13 protein-coding genes and 1 pseudogene are annotated in these 22,200 nt (G+C 74.2%); 9 read left to right on the forward strand and 5 right to left on the reverse strand.

The features are described 5' to 3' along the window. Positions 1 to 242 precede the first annotated feature (242 nt). Positions 243 to 1,814 (forward strand): alpha/beta hydrolase, encoded by a 1,572-nt coding sequence (locus IE248_RS31725; protein WP_190032460.1) that lies wholly within the window; start codon positions 243 to 245, stop codon positions 1,812 to 1,814. A gap of 36 nt (positions 1,815 to 1,850) precedes the next feature. On the opposite strand, the gene IE248_RS31730 is transcribed toward IE248_RS31725, so the two are convergent. Continuing rightward, positions 1,851 to 3,167: a sensor histidine kinase gene (locus tag IE248_RS31730; protein ID WP_229895679.1), complete on the reverse strand. Its 1,317-nt coding sequence runs from the start codon at positions 3,165 to 3,167 to the stop codon at positions 1,851 to 1,853. A 65-nt stretch (positions 3,168 to 3,232) separates the two neighbouring features. Then, positions 3,233 to 3,955 (reverse strand): response regulator transcription factor, encoded by a 723-nt coding sequence (locus tag IE248_RS31735; protein WP_190032462.1) that lies wholly within the window; start codon positions 3,953 to 3,955, stop codon positions 3,233 to 3,235. A gap of 73 nt (positions 3,956 to 4,028) precedes the next feature. On the opposite strand from IE248_RS31735, the gene IE248_RS31740 reads away from it, so the two are divergent. Continuing rightward, the gene (locus IE248_RS31740) at positions 4,029 to 5,219 is read left to right on the forward strand and encodes a UDP-N-acetylglucosamine--N-acetylmuramyl-(pentapeptide) pyrophosphoryl-undecaprenol N-acetylglucosamine transferase (RefSeq protein ID WP_190032463.1); all 1,191 of its coding nucleotides are present in this window, start codon (positions 4,029 to 4,031) and stop codon (positions 5,217 to 5,219) included. Next, complete coding sequence (locus tag IE248_RS31745) at positions 5,216 to 6,211, forward strand: SDR family NAD(P)-dependent oxidoreductase (RefSeq protein ID WP_008735025.1); 996 nt, start codon at positions 5,216 to 5,218, stop codon at positions 6,209 to 6,211. The genes IE248_RS31740 and IE248_RS31745 overlap by 4 nt, the downstream gene beginning before the upstream one ends. Before the next feature lie 224 nt (positions 6,212 to 6,435). Here IE248_RS31745 and IE248_RS31750 read toward each other — a convergent pair whose 3' ends face one another. Both IE248_RS31750 and IE248_RS31755 read right to left on the reverse strand, forming a co-directional pair. Continuing rightward, positions 6,436 to 7,335 (reverse strand): hypothetical protein, encoded by a 900-nt coding sequence (locus tag IE248_RS31750; protein ID WP_190032464.1) that lies wholly within the window; start codon positions 7,333 to 7,335, stop codon positions 6,436 to 6,438. Continuing rightward, positions 7,332 to 8,345: an SPFH domain-containing protein gene (locus IE248_RS31755; RefSeq protein ID WP_190032465.1), complete on the reverse strand. Its 1,014-nt coding sequence runs from the start codon at positions 8,343 to 8,345 to the stop codon at positions 7,332 to 7,334. The genes IE248_RS31750 and IE248_RS31755 overlap by 4 nt, the downstream gene beginning before the upstream one ends. Positions 8,346 to 8,604: 259 nt before the next feature. On the opposite strand from IE248_RS31755, the gene IE248_RS31760 reads away from it, so the two are divergent. The 4 genes from IE248_RS31760 to IE248_RS31775 all read left to right on the forward strand — a co-directional run bounded on the left by IE248_RS31760 (position 8,605) and on the right by IE248_RS31775 (position 18,971). Beyond that, positions 8,605 to 17,043 (forward strand): type I polyketide synthase, encoded by an 8,439-nt coding sequence (locus IE248_RS31760; RefSeq protein WP_229895671.1) that lies wholly within the window; start codon positions 8,605 to 8,607, stop codon positions 17,041 to 17,043. A 207-nt stretch (positions 17,044 to 17,250) separates the two neighbouring features. Continuing rightward, entirely contained in the window at positions 17,251 to 17,805 is a 555-nt protein-coding gene (locus IE248_RS31765; RefSeq protein WP_190032467.1) for a matrixin family metalloprotease, read from the forward strand. Between the two features lie 2 nt (positions 17,806 to 17,807). After that, the gene (locus tag IE248_RS31770; protein WP_190032468.1) at positions 17,808 to 18,356 is read left to right on the forward strand and encodes a hypothetical protein; all 549 of its coding nucleotides are present in this window, start codon (positions 17,808 to 17,810) and stop codon (positions 18,354 to 18,356) included. A 282-nt stretch (positions 18,357 to 18,638) separates the two neighbouring features. Beyond that, a complete protein-coding gene (locus IE248_RS31775; protein WP_268254112.1) occupies positions 18,639 to 18,971 on the forward strand; it encodes a ribosomal protein L7/L12 in 333 nt (110 codons plus the stop codon). 191 nt (positions 18,972 to 19,162) lie between these two features. On the opposite strand, the gene IE248_RS31780 is transcribed toward IE248_RS31775, so the two are convergent. Beyond that, positions 19,163 to 20,602 carry an amidohydrolase family protein gene (locus IE248_RS31780; protein ID WP_190032469.1) on the reverse strand — a complete coding sequence of 480 codons (1,440 nt, stop codon included), beginning with the start codon at positions 20,600 to 20,602 and terminating at the stop codon, positions 19,163 to 19,165. Between the two features lie 206 nt (positions 20,603 to 20,808). On the opposite strand from IE248_RS31780, the gene IE248_RS31785 reads away from it, so the two are divergent. Both IE248_RS31785 and IE248_RS37835 read left to right on the forward strand, forming a co-directional pair. Then, complete coding sequence (locus tag IE248_RS31785) at positions 20,809 to 21,504, forward strand: SDR family oxidoreductase (protein WP_190032470.1); 696 nt, start codon at positions 20,809 to 20,811, stop codon at positions 21,502 to 21,504. A 241-nt stretch (positions 21,505 to 21,745) separates the two neighbouring features. After that, positions 21,746 to 22,156: pseudogene (locus IE248_RS37835) on the forward strand (sigma-70 family RNA polymerase sigma factor); the annotation flags it as partial. Positions 22,157 to 22,200: the final 44 nt, after the last annotated feature.

A 22,200-nucleotide genomic window follows, 5' to 3' on the forward strand; every position in this document is an offset into this window, starting at 1 on the left:
TCCTGACAGCATGCCAGTGCGGCGATCTCCCCATACGGCAGGGGCATGGCCGGGGCGGGCCTCAACGCAGCCCCGCCGACGGTCTCCTCCCGGAGGAGGAGGCCGGACCGGGCCGCAGGTCCCGGGCCCGGGGGCGGACGGGACCGGGGTCCTCGTGCCCTTGGGCGATGTGCCGTACCAGGGCGGGTTCCTAGCCTCGGGGCATGCGATCACACGAAGCGGACGATGCTCAAGGAGACCCCGTGACCACGGTCAGCCCCGCCGCACGCCGCGCCTTGGCCGTGGGCCTCGCCCTCGCCGCCTGCCTCACGTCTTCCCCCGTCCTGGCCACGGCCGCCGAGGCCCCCGCCCAGGACAGCGCCGGGGCCGGACTGGACCGGTACTACCGCCAGCACCTCGGCTGGGGCAGCTGCATCAAGGGCCCCGACGACACCACGGGCCGCGATCTGGACCAGGCGGGCGTGCAGTGCGCGGAGGTGACCGTGCCCCTGGACTACGCCGACCCCCGGGGGCGCACGATCACCGTGGCGATCTCCCGGCTCAAAGCCACCGACACCCGCCACCGCATCGGCGCGATCCTCCTCAACAACGGCGGTCCGGGAGGTCCCGCGCTCCAGTCCCCGCCGCAGGCCCGCGCGTCGATGAAGGAGGTCGGCTCGCGCTACGACATCGTCGGCTTCGACCCGCGTTTCATCGGGCGCAGCACCGCGCTGGACTGCGGCTTGCCCGTCGGCATGACCTGGCTGTCCGCCGGCGCCGGCCGGGCGGGCTTCGACCGCCAGGTCGCCCTGCAGAAGAGCCTGGCCGACAAGTGCCGGGCCACCGATGCCGCGGTGCTCCCGCACATCACCACCCGCAACACGGCCCGCGACATGGACGTCATCCGCGCCTCGCTCGGCGAGCGGAAGATCTCCTTCCTGGGCTACTCGTACGGCACCTACCTGGGCACGGTCTACACGCAGATGTTCCCCGGCCGCCACGACCGGATGGTGCTGGACGGGGCGATCAACCCGAGCGACTACCGCCCCCGGCTGCTGAAGGGCACCGAGCGCGAGAACGAGAAGGCGCTGTCCGACTGGGCCGCCTGGGCCGCGGAGCACCACGACACCTACGGCCTCGGCCGCAGCCGCGCCGGAGTGCTCGCCGCCGTCGACCGCATCGTCGCGGCGGCCGCGCGCGCTCCGCTGACCATCGGCGCCGGCGCCGATGCCTTCCGGATAGACGACAGCCAGGTGCCGCTCCTCCTCTTCTCGGGCATCGCGGACGACACCGCCCCGGCGCGGGCGTCGTTCGGCGAGCTGCTTTCCGTACTGGCCAAAGCCGCGGAGGGCCGGCCGACGACGGTGCCGCCGATGCTGGTCCCGGAGCTGCGGTACGTGCTGCGCGGTGAGGGCGAGCCCACCGGCGCGCAGTCCGCCGTCATCTGCGGGGACGTGGCCGCCGCGCGCGATCCCGAGCTCTACTGGCGGGACATCGAGCGCAACCGCACCGCGCACCCGCTGTTCGGTGCTCTGACCAACAACATCAACCCGTGCGCCTTCTGGGACTCGCCGCGCGAAGAGCCCACCCGGGTGCGGCGCGATGCCCCTGCACTGATCGTCGCCGCCACCGGTGACCCGCGTACGACGTACAAGGGAAGCGTCGAGCTGCACGAGCAGCTGCCGAGCTCCAGGCTGGTCACCCTTGAGGGCGCCAACCGGCACGCCCTTTTCGGGCGCTACGGCAACGCGTGCGTGGACGACCAGGTCAACCGGTACCTGGCCACCGGCAAGCTGCCGGTGAGGGACCGGACTTGCGTCAAGCAGGCGGGGTAGCGGCCCGCGGAGGCCGGCGCCTGGGCCGGGGCGTAGTCAGAACGTCAGCCGGAACAGTGCGCCCCCGCCCGGGGCGGCCTCCGCCGTGAGCTCCGCGGAGTGCGCCCGCGCGATCTGCCGGGCCATGGCCAGGCCGAGCCCGGATCCCGGCAGGGCGCGGGCCGCCCCGGCCCGGTAGAACCGGTCGAAGACGTGCGGCAGGTCCTCCGGCGCGATTCCCGGCCCGTGGTCACGGACCGACAGCTCCGGTCCCCGGCCCTGGCCGCCCGCTACCAGGTCGACCTCGACGGGCAGTCCGTCCCTGCTGAACTTGGCCGCGTTGTCGAGCAGGTTCCCCAGCAGGCGGCTGAGGCGCGCGGGCACCCCGGGCACCACGACGGGCTCGGCCGGTGCCCGTAGGTGGAAGGGCACGGCCGGCCAATGCGCCCGAGCGCTCTGCACGCAGTGCTCCACCAGCGCGCCCAGCGAGACCTCTTCCACCAGCGGCTGCGGCTCCTCGTCGCGTGCCAGCTCGATCAGATCGTTGACGAGCCCCGTCACCTCCCGCAGCTGCCGGCCCAGCGCGGCCGAGGCGCGCTCGCGCTGTTCGGGCGTGAGCCGGTCGGCCCGGGCCAGCAGTTCGGCGTTGGTCCGCAGTGCGGTCAGGGGGGTGCGCAGTTCATGGGAGGCGTCCGCGACCAGTTGGCGTTGTGCGGCCACCGACTGCTCCAGCTCGCCCAGCATGGTGTTGAAGCTCGTGGCCAGCCGGGTGATCTCGTCCTCCCGCCCCGGTGGCGGCAGTTCGATGCGGTGCCGTGCGTCACGAGTGGCGGCGATCCGCTCGGCCGTCGCGGTGAGGCGGGCGACCGGGGCCAGGCCGGTCCGTGAAACCCAGTGGCCGAGAAGGGCGGCCAGCAGTACGCCGACCACCGCCGTCAGCACCAGCCAGCGGGCGGCCTCCTCGATGCCGTCTTCGACCGTGTCGGCCCGCAGGGCCACCTGCAGCGCGCGCCCCTTGGCGTAGTCGGTGGTGAGCATCCGGGCGGGATACCCGGCCACCGTGATGTTGGTGTAGTAGGGGGCCCGCTTCCCCTCGGCGACCTCCCGCGCGGCCGGGGCCACGGGCAGCCGCCCCGGCTCCGTGGGTTTCTTGGCGGGGTCGGCGGACACGACCTCCGCACACGCGGGTGCGGCCAGGAACCGGCATTCCCCTGCCAGGACACCCGGCCCGGCCCCCGGTTCGCGCTGGGCGGCGAGCCGCGCGGACTGCGTGAGGGTGAGGTCGAGCTGCTCGTAGAGCGCGGCCCTGACCACCAGGAACGCCGCCGCGCACACCCCGAGCGCCACCAGGGCCACGGCGGCCGTGACCGACATCGCCAGCCGGACCCGCAGGGGGCCGCGCCGGCGCCAGACCCGGCCGAGCCGCCGGCGGCCGCCGCTCACGCCGCGTCCAGCCGGTAGCCGACTCCGTGCACGGTGTGCACCAGCCGGGGCTCGCCGCCGGCCTCCAGCTTCCGGCGCAGGTAGCCGATGTAGACGGCGAGGGAGTTGGAGTCCGGCCCGAAGTCCTGTCCCCACACCAGTTCGAGGATCAGCTCGCGGGGGAGTACCTGGCCGGCGTGACGCACGAGGAGTTCGAGCAGGGCCGCTTCGGTACGGCTGAACTCCAGCGGGCGGCTCCCGCGGCGCCCGGTCCGGGTCGCCGGGTCGAGCACGAGGTCGGCGACGCCGAGCGCGGCGGCGCCGCCGGGTGCGGGCGACGCCCGCCGCAGCAGCGCGCGTACCCGCGCGACCAGCTCGTCCAGGGCGAACGGCTTGACGAGGTAGTCGTCGGCGCCCGCCTCCAGGCCGTCGACGCGCTCGCTGACGGAGTCGAGCGCGGTCAGGACGAGGATGGGCGTACGGTCGCCCATCGCGCGCAGCTGCCGGCAGACGCCGAGGCCGTCGAGGACGGGCATCATGACGTCGAGGACGACCGCGTCCGGCTCCCAGGCCGCCACCTGGGAGAGGCCCGCGAGTCCGTCCGCCGCGCCCCGCACCTCGTACCCCTCGACCGCGAGTCCGTCCTCGACGGCTGCCCGCACCTCCGGCTCGTCGTCGACGACGAGGATGCGCTGCCCGCCCGCACTGCCTGTACTGCCCGTGGTGTCCTGGGAACTCATGGGGCAAAGACTGCCAAAGGCATCTGAGAAAACCTCTTAGAACGTTCTTAGGGCGCACCGGGAGTGTGCGCACATGACCACCACCACACCACACACACCTACGACACTGTCCGTCGTGATCGGTGCGGGCGGCACCGGCGGGCACATCTACCCCGGCCTCGCCCTCGCCGAGGCGCTGCGTGCCGCCGTGCCCGGAGCCGTGGTCTCGTTCATCGGGACCGAGCGGGGCCTGGAGACCGAGCTGATCCCCGGCGCAGGCTACCGCCTGCACACCGTTGACATGATCCCCTTCGATCCCTCCCTGGGTGCGAAGCGGTACCTGCTGCCCGCGGCGCTGCTGCGCTCGGCGCACCAGGCGCGCTCGGTGATCCGGGCGCAGGGTGCCCACGCCGTCGTGGGCATGGGCGGATACCCGAGCGCCCCCGCCGTCCTCGGCGCCCGGCTCGCGGGCCTGCCGGCCGTGATCCACGAGTCCAATGCCGTGCCCGGCCGTGCCAACCAGTTCGCGGCCCGGCTCACCCCGCACGTCGCCGTCGCCTTCGACCGCAGCCGCGCCCACCTCTCCGGCGGTGAGCGGGCGCTGACCACCGGGATGCCGATCTCCGCCGCCCTGTCCGGCCTCGCGGAGCTGCCCGGAGCGGACCGGGTGGCGCTGCGCGCCGAGGCCCGGTACGCGCTCGGGGTTCCCCCGGGGCGCCGGCTGATCGTGTTCAACGGCGGCAGCCTGGGCGCCGTCCGCCTCACCCGGGCGGCCGCCGCGCTGGCCGGCCTGTGGCAGTACCGGGACGACGTACAGCTCCTGATCAAGACCGGACCGGCCGAACTGCCGGACACGGTGACCGAACTCGCCACGTCCGGCGGCCAGCGCATCGCGCGGGCCGTGCCGTACCTGGACCGCATGGACCTCGTCTACGCGGCCGCCGACCTGGTGGTGTGCCGCGCGGGCTCCGCGACCATCGCCGAACTGGCGGCGACCGGCGTCCCGGCGGTACTGGTGCCCTACCCGTACGCCCCCGGCGACCACCAGACGCACAACGCGCGGGTCCTGTCCGACGCGGGCGCCGGAGTACTGCTGCCCGACGCGGAGACCACCGCCGAGCGCCTCGCCCACCTCATCGGGCCGCTGCTGGCCGACCCGGCCCGGCTGTCGGCGATGGCCGGCGCCGCCGACCCCGGCCCGCACGCGCGAGCCGCCGAACTGCTGGCCGCCGAAGTACTCCGCGTCGCCGGTTTCGTCCCCACCCCTCACCTGGAGCGCATATGAACAGCTGGACCGACCGCACCGTCCTCGTCACCGGCGCGGAGGGCTTCATCGGCTCGACGCTGGTGGACCTGCTGGTGTCACGGGGCGCGCGGGTGCGTGCCTTCGTCCACTACAAGCCGTACGCCGAGAAGGGCCACCTGGCGCGCTACCTGGCCGACCCGGACGGCCCGGTGGAGATGTGGACGGGCGACGTCCGTGACGCGGGCCGGGTCAGCGACGCGGTGGCCGGCTGCGACACCGTCTTCCACCTGGCGGCTCTCATCGGGATTCCTTACAGCTACGCCTCGCCCGGCGCGTACGTGCAGACGAACGTCACGGGCACGCAGAACGTGGCGGAGGCCTGCCGGCGGCACGGCGTTCGGCGCCTGGTGCACACCTCGACCAGCGAGGTCTACGGGACGGCGCTGACCGCCCCGATCTCCGAGAGTCACCCGCTGCAGCCGCAGTCCCCGTACTCCGCGTCGAAGATCGGCGCGGACATGATGGCACTCTCCTTCCACCACGCCTTCGAACTCCCGGTGACGGTGGTACGCCCCTTCAACACCTACGGGCCGCGCCAGTCGGCGCGCGCGGTCATCCCGACCATCCTGGCCCAACTGCACGCCGGCTCGCGGGAGATCCGCCTCGGCTCGCTCACGCCGACCCGGGACTTCACGTACGTCACCGACACGGCGGAGGGCTTCCTCGCGGTGGCGGAGTGCGACCGGGCGCTGGGGGAGGTGGTCAACCTCGGCACCGGTGAGGAGATCTCCGTCGGCGCCCTGGCCGAGGCCCTGATCGCGGCCTCCGGCCGTGAAGCGAAGGTGGTCGTGGACCCGACCCGGCTGCGCCCCTCGGGCAGCGAGGTCCAGCGCCTGCTGTCGGACAACTCGCGGGCCCGGGAGTGGGCCGGCTGGCGCCCCCGGGTCGGCCTGGAGGAGGGGTTGCGCCACACCTCGGCCTGGATCGCGGCGAACCAGTCCCTCTTCGCGCCGGACCGGTACGCGGTCTAGCGAGGCGACGCCCCGCCCGGGTGGCAGACCCCCGCGGCCTGCACCGGCTGGTCCCGTGCGAGCACCGCAGCGGGGAGCCCGGCCGGTCCCGCGGCGGGTAGGCCGGACCTCCAGGCCGGGGCGGCGCCGCCTGCGGTTCCTCGGTGGCGGTGGTCAGCGGGACGCGGGCGCTTCCCCAGGGCCGCTCGGGGTGGTCCGCGGGGTCGAGCCGTCCGGCAGCCCGCTCAGGTCACCAGGCGCAGCGACGTTCCGGCGATGCCCAGCCGTACGCTCTGACCCCAGGTCAGCTCCAGGGCGTCGCCCTCCATCCCGTCGCCGAACACTACGATCCGGTCCGACTCCACGGTCAGCCGAAGCCCCTGGCCCTGCCCCAGCTCACCGGCGACCCTTGTCGTTCCGGTCGCCGGAGAGGGCCAGGCCTCCCGCACGAACCACAGGAGCCGCCGCTCGCAGGGTGAGGGCAGCCCCGCGGAGCTGCCGCGCTCCAGCCACAGGGAACGCAGCCAGCCGGTGGCGCCCGTACCGGTGCCCACCAGCACCCCGGAGGACGCCTGGGCCTCCTCCGGGCCCTGGTCGCCCTCGCCGCCCAGGCGGTAGCGGGCCGTCTGGTGACCGGGCGAGCCCAGGTAGATCTCGTTCAGGGCGAGAAGGCGCTGGGTGTCGTCGGCGACGGCCTCGACCATGGTCAGCTCCTCCGCCCGGCTCCCGGCGGCGATGGCGGCACGCAGCAACGCGGCCGTGTCGGCGCAGCGGTGACGGACCAGGACCCCCGGGTTCCGTCCCGGGTCGGTGTCGATGCCCACGACCGGCTGTCCGCGCAGGTACTTGGCGGTGTTGGCGACCAGGCCGTCCTGGCCGACCACGACCACCACGTCCTCCGGGGCGAACGGGAAGCGGTCCAGGTCCGCCCGCTCCACGCTGGAGCTGCGCCAGGTGAGCGGCACCGCCGCCGCCACCTCGCGCAGTGCCTGCCGCGTGCGTTCGTGGCGGTGGACCACCTCGTCGATCGACCGGCCCCGGCGGGACAGGAGGAACGCGGCCTGCCCGTGCGTGCCGTACCGGGCGAGCAGTTCCTCGTACTCGGTCCTGCGGTGCACGAGCACCGCCCGCGGGGCCAGGCTCACGCGTCCGCGCCGCCTTCCGGACGTCCGAGCCGGGCGAGGAGCCCGGTGAGGACGTCAGGAGACAGAGTGATGCTGTCGATCCGCGGCAGGTTCTCCGCCAGCCGGGTCGCCGCCAGGGCGTGCAGCGTCCTCGGGCCGGCCTCGTCGTGCACCCGCAGCCAGGCGGCCTGAGCCTCTGCGCGCGCCGCGCCCGTCTCGCGCGCCGCCTCGGCGTCCGCGCGGGCCAGGCGGACCTTGCGGGCCGCTTCGGTCTCGGTCCGGATGCCGTCCGCCGCCGCCTTCTCCTCGGCCTCGCGGCGGGCGTTGGTGCCGCGCTGGTCGATCAACTGCTCCTCGCGCCGGGCGAGTTCGATCTGGCTGGCCAGCTCGTTCTCGGCGATGGCGCGCTCGCGCTCGACGGCGACGGCCCGCCGTTCGTAGGTGGCCCGGTCCGCCTCCTGCTGGATCTGCTCGCGGGCCGGGGTGCGCAGGGCGCGCTCCACTTCGGCCTCGGGGCGGATCGCCACGACCCGTACGGCCACCACGTCTATGCCGGTGGCCGGGAGCCTGGGCTCGGCGGCGAGACCGGCGGTGACGCTCCCCCGTACGGATGCGACGCCGTCAACCAGGGCGACGGCCAGCGGGGTCCGGGCCAGTACGTCCAGCGTGTGCTGCTGCGCGGTCTCGGTGAGGAGAGTGGCGATCTGCTCCAAGGGGGCTCCGCGCCAGCTCCCGGTGTCCGGGTCTACGGAGAAGTCGAGCCGGGCCGCGGCTTCGGCCGGGTCGCTGATCCGGTAGGTGACGGAGGCCTGCACGGAGACGTCCTGGAAGTCGGACGTGCGCGCGTGGAACGCCATGGCCAGCTCCCGGTCTTCGACCGGTACTTCGGACAGTGCCGCCGAGAGCGACCGGTACCAGAAACTGAGCCCCGGCCCGTCGTGGACGAGCTGGCCGCGCTTGTGGTGGCGGATGTGCGCGGTGGGCGCGGATCGCAGATGGCGCCAGCCGAAGCGCCGGGTGATGTCGGCCATGGCGAACCCCCTTCATTTCGTCAGCGCGACGATAACGAGAAGTGTTCATATCGTCAAGAGGACGAAAAGACGGCTGTCGGGGCTCTGCCCGGCAGATCCGGCTGTCGCGCGCTCCGGCCGCGCGCGGCGGCACGGCCTCAAGCCCCTCGCCGTCTGCCCGGCCTGCCGAGGAGCCGGGCCGCTGACGCAACCCTTCGGGCCGTGCGGACATCCTCAACCACGAGTCCACACAGGAGGTTTCGCACAGGTGAGTGTTCAGGTGGGTACAGACGCGGACATCGTCAGGCCACTCCCGGTGCTGCTGCGGGAGCATGCCCGGAGCATCGGGGAGCAGGTCGCCTTCGAGGACCGCCGTACCCGGCTGACCTACCGGGACCTGGAACGCAGAACTCGGCGCCTGGCGGGTCATCTCGCGGGGCTGAGCCCGGCGCGCGGGGAGCGGGTGGCGATCCTGCTCGGCAACCGCGTCGAGGCCGTCGAGAGCCTGCTGGCCGTCACCCGGGCGAGCGCGGTGGGCGTGCCGCTGGATCCCGGCGGCTCCGGGCCGGAGCTGGCCCACCTGCTGGACGACAGCGGAGCCCGTGTGATCGTCACCGATCCCGCCCGGCTGTCCCGGCTGCGCCCGCTCTTGGCGGCGCGCCCCGGGCTGACGGTGCTGGTGGTCGAGGAGGCCGAGGAGATCGAGGAGGTGGAGGAACCGCCGGGCGCCGACCCGGACGGGGAGCCGGACGGGCACCCGCAGCCGGGGAGCGCGGAAACCGTCCAGCTGCGCTACGAGGACCTGGTGGGCACGGAACCGCGCACGCCCGCCCCGGACGACCTCGGGCTGGACGAGGTGGCCTGGCTGCTCTACACCTCCGGCTCCTCCGGCACCCCCAAGGGCGTGCTGCTCACCCAGCGCAACCGCCTCGCGCCGGTGGCCGCCGGTCTCGTCGGCGTCCTCGGGATGTCCCGGCAGGACCGGCTGCTGTGGCCGCTGCCGCTGCACCACGCCATGAGCCACGTGGTCTGCGTGGTGGGGGTGGCCGCCACCGGGGCGAGCGCCATGATCCCGCCCCGCTTCACGGTGGCGGAGGTGCTCGCCCAACTGCGCCGTACGGACGCCCCGTACACCCTCCTCGGCGGGGTGCCGACCACGTACTCCGCCCTGCTCGACGAGGTACGCGCCGAAGCGGCTCGCCACCCTGGCCAAGGCGACGGCGACATGGGCCCGGGCGCTGGCCCGGGTCTGGGCGCGCCGGCCCTGCACGGGTGCGTCAGCGGCGGCGCCTCGGCCGGGCCCGCGTTCCGCCGGTCGTTCGAGGAGGTCTGCGGCGTCCCCTACCTGGAGCACTACGGCAGCACTGAGGCGGGCCCGGTCACCATGGCCGCGCCGGGCGACACCACGGCGGCCGAGTCGTGCGGCCGGGTCCTGCCCGGCACCCGGGTCCGGGTCGGCGGCGGAGCGGATGGACAGGACGTGGGCGAGGGCGAGTTGTGGGTGAGCGGGCCCGGCGTGACGCCCGGGTACCACGGCAGCGCGCAGGCCACCGCCGAGGTGCTGCGCGACGGCTGGTTCCGCACCGGCGACCTGGCCCGGGTCGACGCCGGCGGGGAACTCGTGATCACAGGCCGGGCCAGTGATCTGATCATCCGCGGCGGGGCGAACATCCACCCCTCGGAAGTGGAGGCGGTGCTGCGGCACCTGCCCGGGGTGGCGGACGCCGCCGTGGCCGGCCGCCCGCACCCCGCCTTCGGCGAAGTACCGGTCGGCTATCTGGTCCCCGAGCGCGGCCGGGTACTCGACCGCGCCGCCCTCCTCGCCGCCTGCCGCCGGGAACTCTCCCTCTTCAAGGTGCCCGCCGCCCTGTACGAGGTGGAGGGCATCCCCCGTACCGCCTCCGGAAAGGTACGGCGGCACGCGCTCGCCGACCTGCCCGGACGGCTGCTGGACGGCACGGCGCCGGCCGCGGAAGCGGGGGCGGACGTACTGGCCCTGGTACGGCGCGCCGTGGCGGACGTACTGGGCTGCGCGCCCGGGGAAGTGGAGTCCGGGACCGCGCTGCGGGACCTGGGCATGGACTCGCTGACGGCTACGGTGCTGCGCGAGCGGCTGTCCGCGGCGACCGGCCTCCCGCTCTCCGAGGCCGTCGCCTTCGACTTCCCGACGGTCGCCGCGCTCGCCGCCCACCTCGGCACGCTGGGCGCCGCCGGGCCGGCGCCACTGGAACCTGGCCCGGACCCGGCCAAGGCCCGCTCCGACGGCGACGATGGCCACCATGACGATGACCCGGTGGTCATCGTCGGGATGGCCTGCCGTTACCCCGGCGGGGTGAGCACCCCGGAGGAGCTGTGGCGGCTGGTGGCCGACGGCACGGACGCCATCGGCCCGTTCCCCGCCGACCGGGGGTGGGACACCGAAGGGCTCTACGACCCCGACCCCGGCCGCCCCGGCCGGACGTACGTGCGCGAGGGCGGCTTCCTCCGGGGCGCGGACCGCTTCGATCCGGGCTTCTTCGGCATCTCACCCCGCGAGGCGCTGGCGATGGACCCGCAGCACCGGCTGCTGCTGGAAGTGGCCTGGGAGGCCTTCGAACGGGCCGGAGTCGACCCCCGGGCCCTGCGCGGCTCGACGACCGGGGTGTACGCCGGGCTGATGTACAGCGACTACGCCGCCCGCTTCGCGGTGACACCCGCGCAGGTGGAGGGCTACCTCGGCATCGGCAACGCCGGCAGCGTCGCCTCCGGCCGCATCGCGTACACCTTCGGCCTGGAGGGGCCGGCGATCACCGTGGACACGGCCTGCTCCTCGTCCCTGGTGGCCCTGCACCTCGCGGCCCAGGCGCTGCGCCGCGGCGAGTGCGCCCTCGCGCTGGCCGGCGGGGTCACGGTGATGTCCTCGCCCGCGTCGTTCGTGGAGTTCAGCCGGCAGCGGGCGCTGTCGCCGGACGGCCGCTGCAAGGCGTTCGGGGCGGGCGCCGACGGCACGGGCTGGGCCGAGGGCGCCGGGATGCTGCTGCTGAGCCGGCTGTCGCACGCGCGCCGTACGGGACTTGAGGTCCTGGCCGTGGTTCGCGGCTCGGCGGTGAACCAGGACGGCGCGAGCAACGGGCTGACCGCCCCGCACGGCCCGGCGCAGCAGCGGGTGATCCGCCAGGCCCTGGCCGACGCCGGGCTGGCGCCCGCCGACGTCGACGCGGTCGAGGCGCACGGCACCGGCACCCGGCTCGGGGACGTCATCGAGGCGGAGGCGTTCCTGGCCGTCTACGGGCGGGAGTCGCGGCAACGCCCGCTCTGGCTGGGCTCGGTCAAGTCGAACATCGGCCACACGCAGGCCGCCTCCGGGGTGGCCGGCGTGATCAAGACGGTGCAGGCGATGGCGCACGGCGTGCTCCCGCGCACACTGCACGCGGACGAGCCGAATCCGGCCGTGGACTGGCCGTCCGGGCAGGTGGCGCTGCTGACCCGGCCGGAGCCGTGGCCCGAGGCGGACCGCCCGCGCCGGGCCGGGGTCTCCTCGTTCGGCATCAGCGGCACCAACGCGCACGTGGTCCTGGAAGAACCCCCGCCCCAGGACCGCGCCCAGGCCCCCGGCCCCACACCTCCGGCAACCCCGGTCCCGGTGCCGTTCGTCCTGTCGGCCCGGACCCGGGCCGGACTCCGGGACCAGGCCCGGCGGCTGTACGAGCACGTGTCCGCCGCCCCGGACGTGGAGCCGGTCGACATCGGCTACTCCCTCGCCACCACCCGCTCGGCCTTCGAACACCGGGCCGTGGCCGTGGCCCGGGACCGCGCGGAACTGCTCGCTTCGCTGCGGGCACTGGCCGGCGGCGGAGGGCGCCGACCGGGCACACACACCGGCGCGGCCCGCCGGCCCGGCCCCCTGGCCTTCCTCTTCACCGGGCAGGGGAGTCAGCGCCTCGGGATGGGGGCGCAGTTGTACGGACAGCGGTCGCTGCATCCCGCCTTCGCCCGTTCCTTCGACGAGTCCTGCGCACTGTTCGACCCACTGCTGCCGAGGCCCTTGCGGGACGTGGTGTTCGCCCACGAGGACAGCGAGGCCGGCGCCCTCCTGTGGACGACCCGGTTCGCGCAACCGGCGCTCTTCGCCCTGGAAACGGCCCTGTTCCGGCTGCTGGAGTCCTGGGATGTGCGCCCCGATCTGGTGGCCGGGCACTCGATCGGAGAGGTGGCCGCGGCCCATGCCGCCGGAGTGCTGTCCCTCGCGGACGCATGCACCCTGGTGGCGGCCCGGGGGCGGCTGATGGACGCGCTGCCGGGCGGCGCGATGGCTGCCGTGGCGGCCGGTGAGGACGAGGTCGCCGCCCATCTGGCGCAGGCGCGAGGGGCAGTGGAGATCGCCGCCGTCAACGGGCCCGCCGCGGTGGTCGTCTCCGGTGACGAAGCCGCGGTGCGCGAGACCGTCGCGTACTTCCGCGATCGGGGCCGGGCCACGGCGCCGTTGCGCGTGAGCCACGCCTTCCACTCGGTTCACATGGAGCCCATGCTGGCCGAGTTCGCCGAGGTGGTGAGGGGCCTGTCCTTCACCGACCCCGCGATTGCGCTGGTCACCGCCGTGGCGGGGCGTGCGGCCACCGATGAGGAGCTGCGCGCCCCGGAGTTCTGGGTGGACCACGTGCGCCGACCGGTCCGGTTCGCCGACTCGCTGGCCCACCTCCGCGCGCGGGGGGCGGCCCACTTCGTGGAAGTGGGCCCGGACGGCGTACTCACCGGCCTGGCGCGCACCTGCCTCACCACACCGGAGCCGCTGCCTGCGACGGCCCCGGCACCCCGGACGACCCCGCCCCCGGCGCCGCCCGCAACCGCCGACGCACCCGAGGCCGGCGCGCCTGCCGCCGACGCGCCCGCGCCGCTGATCCTCCCGACGCTGCGCGGCGCGCGGCCGGAGGCGGGCGCGTTGCTCGACACCGTGGCCGCGCTGCACGCGCACGGCGTCCCGGTCGACTGGCGAGCCGTCTTCACCGGGCGCGGCGCGCGCCGCACCGCGCTGCCCACGTACGCCTTCCAGCGCCGCCGGTACTGGCTGGACGCCGACCCGCCGCAGCAGCCCGCGCTCGTACCCGTACCCGCATCTGCGTCCGGGCCCGCGCCGGCCGGTCCGCCCCACTCGTTCCTGCGCTCCCGGACGGTCACGGCCGACGACGACGGCCTGTTGCTCGGCGGCCTCCTCTCGCCGCGCGACCATCCCTGGCTGGCCGACCACACCGTCGCGGGGGACGTCCTGCTGCCCGGGACCGCGTTCGTGGAGATGGCCCTGTACGCGGGCGAGCAGGCGGGGACGCCGGTCGTCGACGAACTCACCCTGACCGCACCCCTGCCGCTGCCCCCGGACGGGAGCGTCGAGCTCCAGATGAAGGTGGCGGGAGCGGACGGCGTGGGCCGGCGTGCCCTCACCGTCCACGCCCGCCTCCACGACGCCGAGGCGGCTCCCGGCCCCTGGCGCCGGCACGCCACGGCGACCCTCGTAGCGGCAGGAGACCAACCGGCCCAGGAGCCGTCCGTCACCCCGGCGGCGGACCACCCCTGGCCCCCGCCGGGCGCGGTCCCGCTCGACCTCGACGGGCCCCCGGAGGCGCGGCCGCCGGGCGGCGCGTACGCACGCCTGGCCCGCGCCGGACTCCACTACGGGCCCGCCTTCCGGGGGCTGCGCGCCGCCTGGCGCCTCGGTGACGAGGTGTACGCCGAGGTGACCCTCCCCGAGGCCGCCGAGGCCCCCGCGCCGGGGGAGGGTGCGGCGGGCTTCGCCCTGCACCCGGCGCTGTTCGACGCGGCGCTGCACACGGTGGCGCTCGCCGGGCTCCCGCCGGCACAGGACCAGCCGCCGGGAGAGGACAAGGCTCCGCCCGAGGACGCACTGGACGGGGGAGCCGCGGCCCTGCCGTTCTCCTTCGCCGGGGTACGTCTGTACTCCTGCGGTGCGCGGCGGCTGCGGGTACGCATGACGCCGGCCGCCGCGGCCGGGCGCGGCGAGACGGCGGACGCGCAGCCCGGCCGAGCGGTTTCCGGCACCGAGGGTGGGATCGGCCTGGAACTGGCCGACGAGACGGGCGCGCCCGTGGCCACGATCCGCCGGCTGTTCCTGCGCCCCTTGCCGCGTACCGGCTCCGGCGCGGTGCGAACCCCCGCCGCCTCGCTCTTCCGGGTGGACTGGACGCGTTCGCCGCAGCCGCTCGCGGCCTCTCCGGTGCCGACGTGGGGCGTGCTGGCCGGAGCCGACGCCGGGCCACAGGATGTCCTGGCGCCCGCGAGCCAGGACATCCCGGTGTACACCGACCTCGCGGCGGCGGCCGCCGCCGCACCGGAGGTCGTCGTCGCCCCCTGCCCGGGGCTCCCGGCGGCCGACGGCGACGTGGAGCCGGCCGGGCAGGTGCACCGGACGGCGCGATGGGCCCTCGCCCTGGTGCAGGCGTGGCTCGCGGAGCCCCGGCTGGCCGGCTCACGCCTCGTCGTCGTCACCACCCACGCCGTCGACTCCGGCACCGCCGACTCCGGCACCGCCGACACCGGTGCCGGTATCAGCACCGCCCAGGCGGCCGTGTGGGGACTGATCCGCTCGGCGCAGCGCGAGAACCCGGGCCGCTTCGCCCTGATCGACCTGGACGGCGGCCCCGATTCCGCGGCCGCGCTGCCCGCGCTCCTGTCGGGCGCGCGACCCGAGACGGCGGTACGGCGGGGAGTGGCTCACGTACCGGAAATCGTCCGCGTACCCGGGCCCGCGGCGAACGCGCCGCTTCCCGTACGCCGGCTCGACCCGGAGGGCACCGTCCTGGTCACTGGTGCGACCGGCTCGCTGGGCATGATGGCGGCCCGCCACCTCGTCACCGCGTACGGCGTCCGCCATCTGCTGCTCGCCGCCCGACGCGGCTCCGATGCGCCCGGGATGACCGAACTGTGCTCCGAACTGGCGGACTTGGGCGCCCGGGTCACGGTGCGGGCGTGCGACGTCGCCGACCGGCGGGCACTCGCCGCCCTGCTCGGCGAGGTACCGGCGGAGCACCCGCTGACCGGCGTGGTGCACACCGCGGGGGTTCTCGACGACGGCATCGTCGCCGCGCTCGACGATGCACGGCTCGACCGTGTGCTGCGCCCCAAGGCGGACGCCGCCCTCGCCCTGCACGAGCTGACCGCGGACCGTGAACTTGCGCTGTTCGTCCTCTTCTCCTCGGTGGCCGGGGTGTTCGGCTCCGCCGGTCAGGCGGGCTACGCGGCTGCCAACTGCGTCCTGGACGCCCTGGCCCGAGAGCGCCGACGGCTCGCCCTGCCGGGCACATCGATCGCCTGGGGGCCTTGGCGGCAGAGCGGCGGCATGATGGCGCACCTCACGGAGCTGGACCTGCGGCGGATGGCCCGCGCCGGATTCGCCCCGCTCACACCGGACGAGGGCCTCGCGCTGTTCGACGCGGCTGTCCGTGGCGCCGACCCGGCCCCGGTGGCGGCCCGCCTCGATCCGTCCCTCGCGCCGGGCGGGTCCTCCCGTAGGGCCGTCACCCCACCGGCCGGGACCGGACCGGCCGCCGCGAGCGGGCCGTCCGGTGCGCCGGCCGCGGACCCGCTCGTCCGGCGGCTTGCCGCCGCGACCCCGGGCGAGCGCGGCGCCCTGCTGCTCGCCGAGGTGGGCGCGCTGGCTGCCGAGGTCCTCGGCCACACCGAGCACGACGAGACGATCGACCCGGACGACCTGCTGGCGGACTGGGGACTCGACTCCCTGGCCGCGGTCGAGCTGCGCAACCGCCTCGCGACCGCGACGGACACCGTGCTCCCGCCCACCCTGTTGTTCGACTTCCCGACCCCGCGCGCGGTCGCCACTCACCTGGCGCAGCAGTACGTACCCCACCCGACGCACCCGGCCCCGGTCGCCGCCGCGTCGGCGGCCGCCGAAGAACTGCCCGATTCACTGGCCGGCCTCTTCCGTACCGCCTGTGAGCGAGGGCGGACCATGGAGGCGATGGGGCTGCTCACCATCACCGCGCGCCTGCGCCCGGTCTTCGACCGCGCCGAAGCGCCGGGCGCGGTGCCGGCGGCCGTCCCGCTCGCCTCCGGCGGAACGGGACCGCACCTGCTCTGTTTCCCGGCGCTCAGCGCGCTCTCCGGACCGCAGGAGTACGCCCGCCTCGCCCGGGGACTGGCCGGCCTGCGGCCGGTCACGGCCCTGCCGCATCCCGGGTTCCAGCGCGCGGAACGGCTTCCGGCCACTCTGGACGCCTTCGTCACCGCCCAGGCAGCCGCCGTCCTCGCAGCCGCGGACGGTGAACCGTTCGCCCTCCTCGGGCGCTCGGCGGGCGGGTGGGCGGCCCAGGCCGTGGCACAGCGGCTGGCGGACGAGGACGCCGCCCCGGTCGCCGTCGTCCTCCTGGACACCTATCCCGCCGCCCGCGCAGACCGCGACGAAGCCCTCGCCCCGATGACGGCCGACATGCTGCGCCAAGCGGCCCGGTTCGCCTCCCACGACCCCGACCGGCTGACCGCCATGGCCGGCTACTTCTCCCTGTACTCCGGCTGGCGGCCCGAACGGCCGGCGGCCCCGACCCTCTTCGTCCGGGCCGGGGAACCGCTGCCCGGCACCGCACCGGCCCCCGCCTGGCCCCTTCCCCACACCGAAATCACCGTCCCAGGCGACCACTTCACCCTTCTGGAGGGACACGCCCGCTCCACCGCCCGCACCGTCCACGACTGGCTGGCCGAACTGCCCCACCAGTGACCTCGCCCTGACCACCCACGCCCCCGGCCCGCTCGGAACCTCCGCCCGAGCGGCTCCCGGACTCCTCTCGGAGTCGTACGACCGTGCGCGCCCACCGGCACGGTGTCGAACGTGTTCGGGCGTCGGATCTGCCGAGTCCGGGGAACTTCACCGCCCGGGGGAGAGGAAACGATCGTCCCCGGCACGGGGCGCCCTACCGTGGAGTGGATGAAGCGCCTGTCAGCCGGCTTATCGGCGGCCGCAGCCCTGCTCCTGACCGCTCCGCCGCCGGCGGCAGTCGCTGCGGCCGCGCCGTGTGTCAGGGGCGAGTCGGAGTCGAGGCTGCGCAGCTCGGTGGATGACGGCGAGATCAGATGGACCGCGAACACGGCCTACGCGGACGCGTACAAGCACGCGCTCAAGGCATGGCAGTACGGCGGCCACAAGATCAGATTGGCGCCGGATTCGGCGACCACGGTCAACGACCTGGAGTTCACGGACTACAACGACCCGCAGGACCACGCCGCCGCGAAGTGGAACTACCGGAGTGGCCCCGGCCAGACCGACTACATCCGCTTCAACACCGCGGCGATGAAGAACGCGAGCCGGACCAAGCGCCGGCAGATCGCGGCACACGAGCTGGGCCACGCCCTGGGGCTGTGCCACAAGTCGGACGCCGGCGGGCCGGGCTATGTGCGGTCGCTGATGTGGCCGACCGCCCACGAATACTTCGATCTCCCTCAGGACGTCGACCGGGCCAACTACTCCAAGCTGTGGGGCTGATCATGAACGTGAAGACGTGGGCGGCGGCCGGGACCGCGGCCGCGGTGCTCCTAGGCGGTGGCTGGTACTCCTGGGAGCGCGGCAGCGCCCCGCATACGGAGAGCCTGTGCGGGACGCCGTCGGGTGGCACGGACGCCGAGGTGGCGACCAGCGCGCAGGGCATTGCCGTGGTGGAGGCCGTCGGCGCGGCGGCACACGACCCGCGGGCCGTCGGCGCCGAGAACCCCGAGCTCGTCACCACTCCGGTACGGGTCGTGGCGACGATGAAGGGAGACTTCGCCCCGAGTATCGGGGTGTCGCAGCGGGTTGAACCCGGCGGGGCCCCCGGCTCCTTCGAGCTGGCCACCTCGAACCGAGAAGTGATCATGAAGCCGGGGGAGCGCTACGTGGTCGCGATCGGCCCCGGCGACCTGAAGGCCCGGCCGGGAACGACGACATTCGCCACCTTCATCCAGCCCGCCCGCCGCGGCCCGGCCGGGGAGGCCGACTACTGGCGGAACGTGATCGCTACGGCGCCCCCAAAGCCCATCTGCGACGACACCGCCGGCTAACGGAGGAGGACAGCAGGCGCGCGACCGGCGGTTGTGATGAGGCCGGCCCCGGTTAGGTCTCGGAGCACGCCAGGACCCATCCCTCGTCGTGGGATACGAACGAAAGGGCTCGCACTTCCTGGCCTTCCTCGGCCTGGCCGCCACCCTGACCTGCTACTGGAAGCTCGCGAAACATGCCACGTGAGACACCCTCCAACTAGCTGTGACAGCGCCCCTCATGACAATCAGCAGTTGCGGTGATGGTTCACTTGCCAGACAGTTCGGGGTGGCCGGGGAGGGCGTGTGGAAGAGCCGGGGTTCCGTGTACTGCTGAGGGAGGCAGGTGACCGGAAGATGGAGGCGGTCCGTGCGGTCCGGACGGTCACCGGCCTCAGTCTCTGGAACAGCAAACTTCTGCTCGACAGCGCGCCCGTAGTGGTCACAGGCCCCAACTGGCTCGAAGTCGCAGATGAGGCGGCCCGGCTCCTTGAGGACGCGGGCGCCCGTGCGGCAGTGCTGTGCGACTGGTGCGACCGCACCATCACGCGAGGGGCCGACCCTATGGACCCGGCCCCGTGCAAGGGGCCCTGGCCGGCCGAGGCCTGCCGGGCGAGTTGCCCACCGGCCTCGCCCTGAGCATCGGCGGGCACAGCCCAGAACTTCTCCGGCCACATGCCCCGGCTGGGCCGACGCGCCGGCCAATCGCATCAGCCGTCCGTCCACAGGAACGCCCGTAGATCAGTGCCGCTTCCCGCAGGGGTGCAGCGGCCGGCTGATGGCCGCGACTGTCGTCCGCTGGCCTTCCCGCGCGGGAGACCGTCCGCCGGTCACTGGCCGGTCGGCGGCTGCTCGGTGCCGAACCGGCTCTGTTCGATGGTCTTCGCGCGGGGAACCTCCGGGTTCATCCCCTTGTGCCATTCGCTCTCGCCGAGCCGGCCGCGCAGGTGCTCGACGGTGTTCTCGACGTGGTCGCGCAGCGCCCGGAGGTCGATTCCCCGGAGCCGGTGGCGGTACTTGGCGACGTGGCCGTTGACCAGGACGGTGTGGACGTCGGATCGCTGCGCCTGGAGCACGACGTGCCCGTGCGGGTTCAGGAGCGGGAAGGAGACGGGGGAGTCGTCGTTCTTGAGCAGGACCAGGTCGGCCTTCTTGCCGACCTCGATGGTGCCCAGGTCGTGGGAGCGGCCGAGGGCGGCCGCGCCGCCGCGGGTCGCCCAGCTCAGCACGTCGTGGGCGCGCAGTGTCGTGTGGGTGACGCTCTCGCCCCGGGCATGGCCTTCAGCGTGTTCGCGGGAGCGGTCGGCGGCCAGAGTGGCGCGCATCGCGGAGAAGAGGTCGGCGCTCCACCACACGCTGGTGTCCATCGACAGGGACACGGGGATGCCGTGGGCACGGGCGGCGTGGGTGGGAGGGTATCCCTGCCCGGCGTGCTGCTCGCTCTCGGCAGAGATCGACAGGTACCCGCCGGTGTCCGCGATGCGGCGGTAGGAGTCGTCGCCCAGGGACGAGCCGTGGACGTAGACGGTGCCCGGGCGCATGCATCCGTGCTGGTGGAGCATGGTCATGCTCCGGTCCAGAGCGGTGCCCCAGACCCCGGCGTGGGTGGTCACGGCGACGCCCAGGTCGCGGGCGGCTTCGAAGGCCGGCTTCTCGGGGAACGAGGGGTCGCCGCCCAGGTCGATGGCCAGTTGCAGGTCCAGCATGCCGTCACGGGGGACGCGCTGGTCGAGGAAGGCACGGAAGGCGGGGTCGGTGGCCCACTCGGCGGCGGGCCGGTGGAGGTTGCCGTAGGCGAGGACGAAGCGCCCCGGCACCGCCTGGAGCGCGTCGACCGCGGCGTGGGCGTGGTCGGTGGTGGCCAGCCCGTGTGACCAGTCGACGGTCGTGGTCACCCCGGCGTCCAGGGCCTCGGCGGCGGCGAGCAGGTTGCCGGCGTGGATGTCCTGGGGCCGGAAGTGCTTGCCGTGGTCGATGAAGAACCACACGAAGTACTGGCTCAGGGTCCAGTCCGCGCCGTAGCCGCGCAGCGCGGTCTGCCACATGTGGCGGTGTGTGTCGATCATGCCGGGTATGACGATTCCGCTGCTGGCGTCGATGACGGCGCTGCCCGGAGGCACGGCGAGGTCGGGTCCGATCGCGGTGATGCGGTCTCCCTGGACCAGGACGTCCGTGTTGGTGAGTACCCGGCGGGGGTCGTCCATCGGCAGCACCGTGCCGCCCCGCAGGAGTACCGGGCGCCCGTTGCCGAACGTGTCCGTGTCGGACATGTCGTCACCTCATCTTCTTGAAGTCGTCGAATCTGTGCCCGCCCTACGGACACCGGGCGGGATCGGTTCGCGCAGCACCGGCACATCACCGCCCGGCCCGGTCGTAGGCCCGGTCCCGGAACCGGTGGTGCCCCCGCCCCGTAGAGCGGATCGGGCACCGCCGGTGGGGTGCCCCGGATTCACCACACGGATGAGGAGAGACGCGCATGGCGAACATCGTGATCATCGGCGGGACCAGCGGCATTGGAAGGGAGCTGGCCGGGCACCTCGCGGGGCAGGGCGACAGCGTGGTGCTGACCGGCCGGGACGCGGAGCGCGCGCGACAGGTGGCGCGGGAGGTGGGGAAGGGGCGCCACCACGTGCGGGGCATCGCCCTGGACCTCGCTGAGCCGCACGAGATCGCCCGGGCACTGTCGGGGACCGGCCCGGTCGACCACCTGGTGATCACGGCCGTGGAACGAGACGTGAACAGCGTGCGGGACTACTCGGTGGACCGGGCGGTGCGCCTGGCCACGCTCAAGGTGGTCGGATACACCGCCGCCGTCGCGGCCCTGCGAGAGGTGCTGGCGCCGACCGCGTCGGTCGTCCTGTTCGGGGGCGTCGCGAAGGACGCGCCCTACCCAGGCTCCACGACCGTCACGGCGGTCAACGGCGCCGTGGTCTCCATGGTGCGGACCCTGTCTACGGAGCTCGCACCGGTGAGGGTCAATGCCGTACACCCCGGGATCGTCAGCGACACGCCGTCGTGGAGCGGGCAGGCGGACGTTCTGGAGTCGGTCCGCTTACGTACGCCCACCGGCCGGCTCGCCACCATGGCCGACATCGTCGGCGCCACGGTCTTCCTGATGCACAACCCGGCCGTGAACCGAGTGAACCTGACCGTGGACGGCGGCATGGTGTAACCGGCCGGCCCCGCCGGCCCCGTCGGATCCTGCCTGTCCGGAGGCTGCGACAGTCTCCGGACAGGCAGGGAAAGCGTGCTGTAAGCGGCCGGCAAGCGCCGCGGCGAACGCTGGCCGGGTGATGACCACTTCGCCCACACAGGCAGCCTCACCCACACCAGCCGTGTCACCCGCCGCAGCTCGACGCACCGAAGCCGACGACGAGTGTTTCGTCCGCGCCGTGTACGACAAGCACGGCGCCATGCTCCGGCACGTCGCCGCCCGCTCGCTGGGCGGCGACGTGCACCGCGCCGAGGACATCGTCCAGGAGGCGATCCTCCGCGCCTGGCACCACGCCCCGCTCCTGGACCGGGCCGGAGAGGGCATCCGCGGCTGGCTCGTCACCGTTGTCCGCAACCTGGCCATCGACAGCCACCGCGCCCGCCGGGCCCGCCCGTACGAAAGTGGCGACCTCGACGTGGTGGAGCCTGCCTCACCGGGCCACGAGGACCGCGCGACCGACCGCCTCGTGGTCCGCGAGGCCCTGGGGGAGCTCAGTGAACCGCACCGCCAGATCCTGCTGTACACGCGCTACCTCGACAAGTCGGTCGCCGAGACCGCCCTGGCCCTGGGCATAGCCCCCGGCACCGTGAAGTCCCGCACCCATGCCGCTCTGCGCGCCCTCGAAGGGGCCCTGCTCAGACGCGGATACGTGCC

This window comes from Streptomyces goshikiensis (assembly GCF_014650555.1).
GTDB lineage: Bacteria > Actinomycetota > Actinomycetes > Streptomycetales > Streptomycetaceae > Streptomyces > Streptomyces goshikiensis.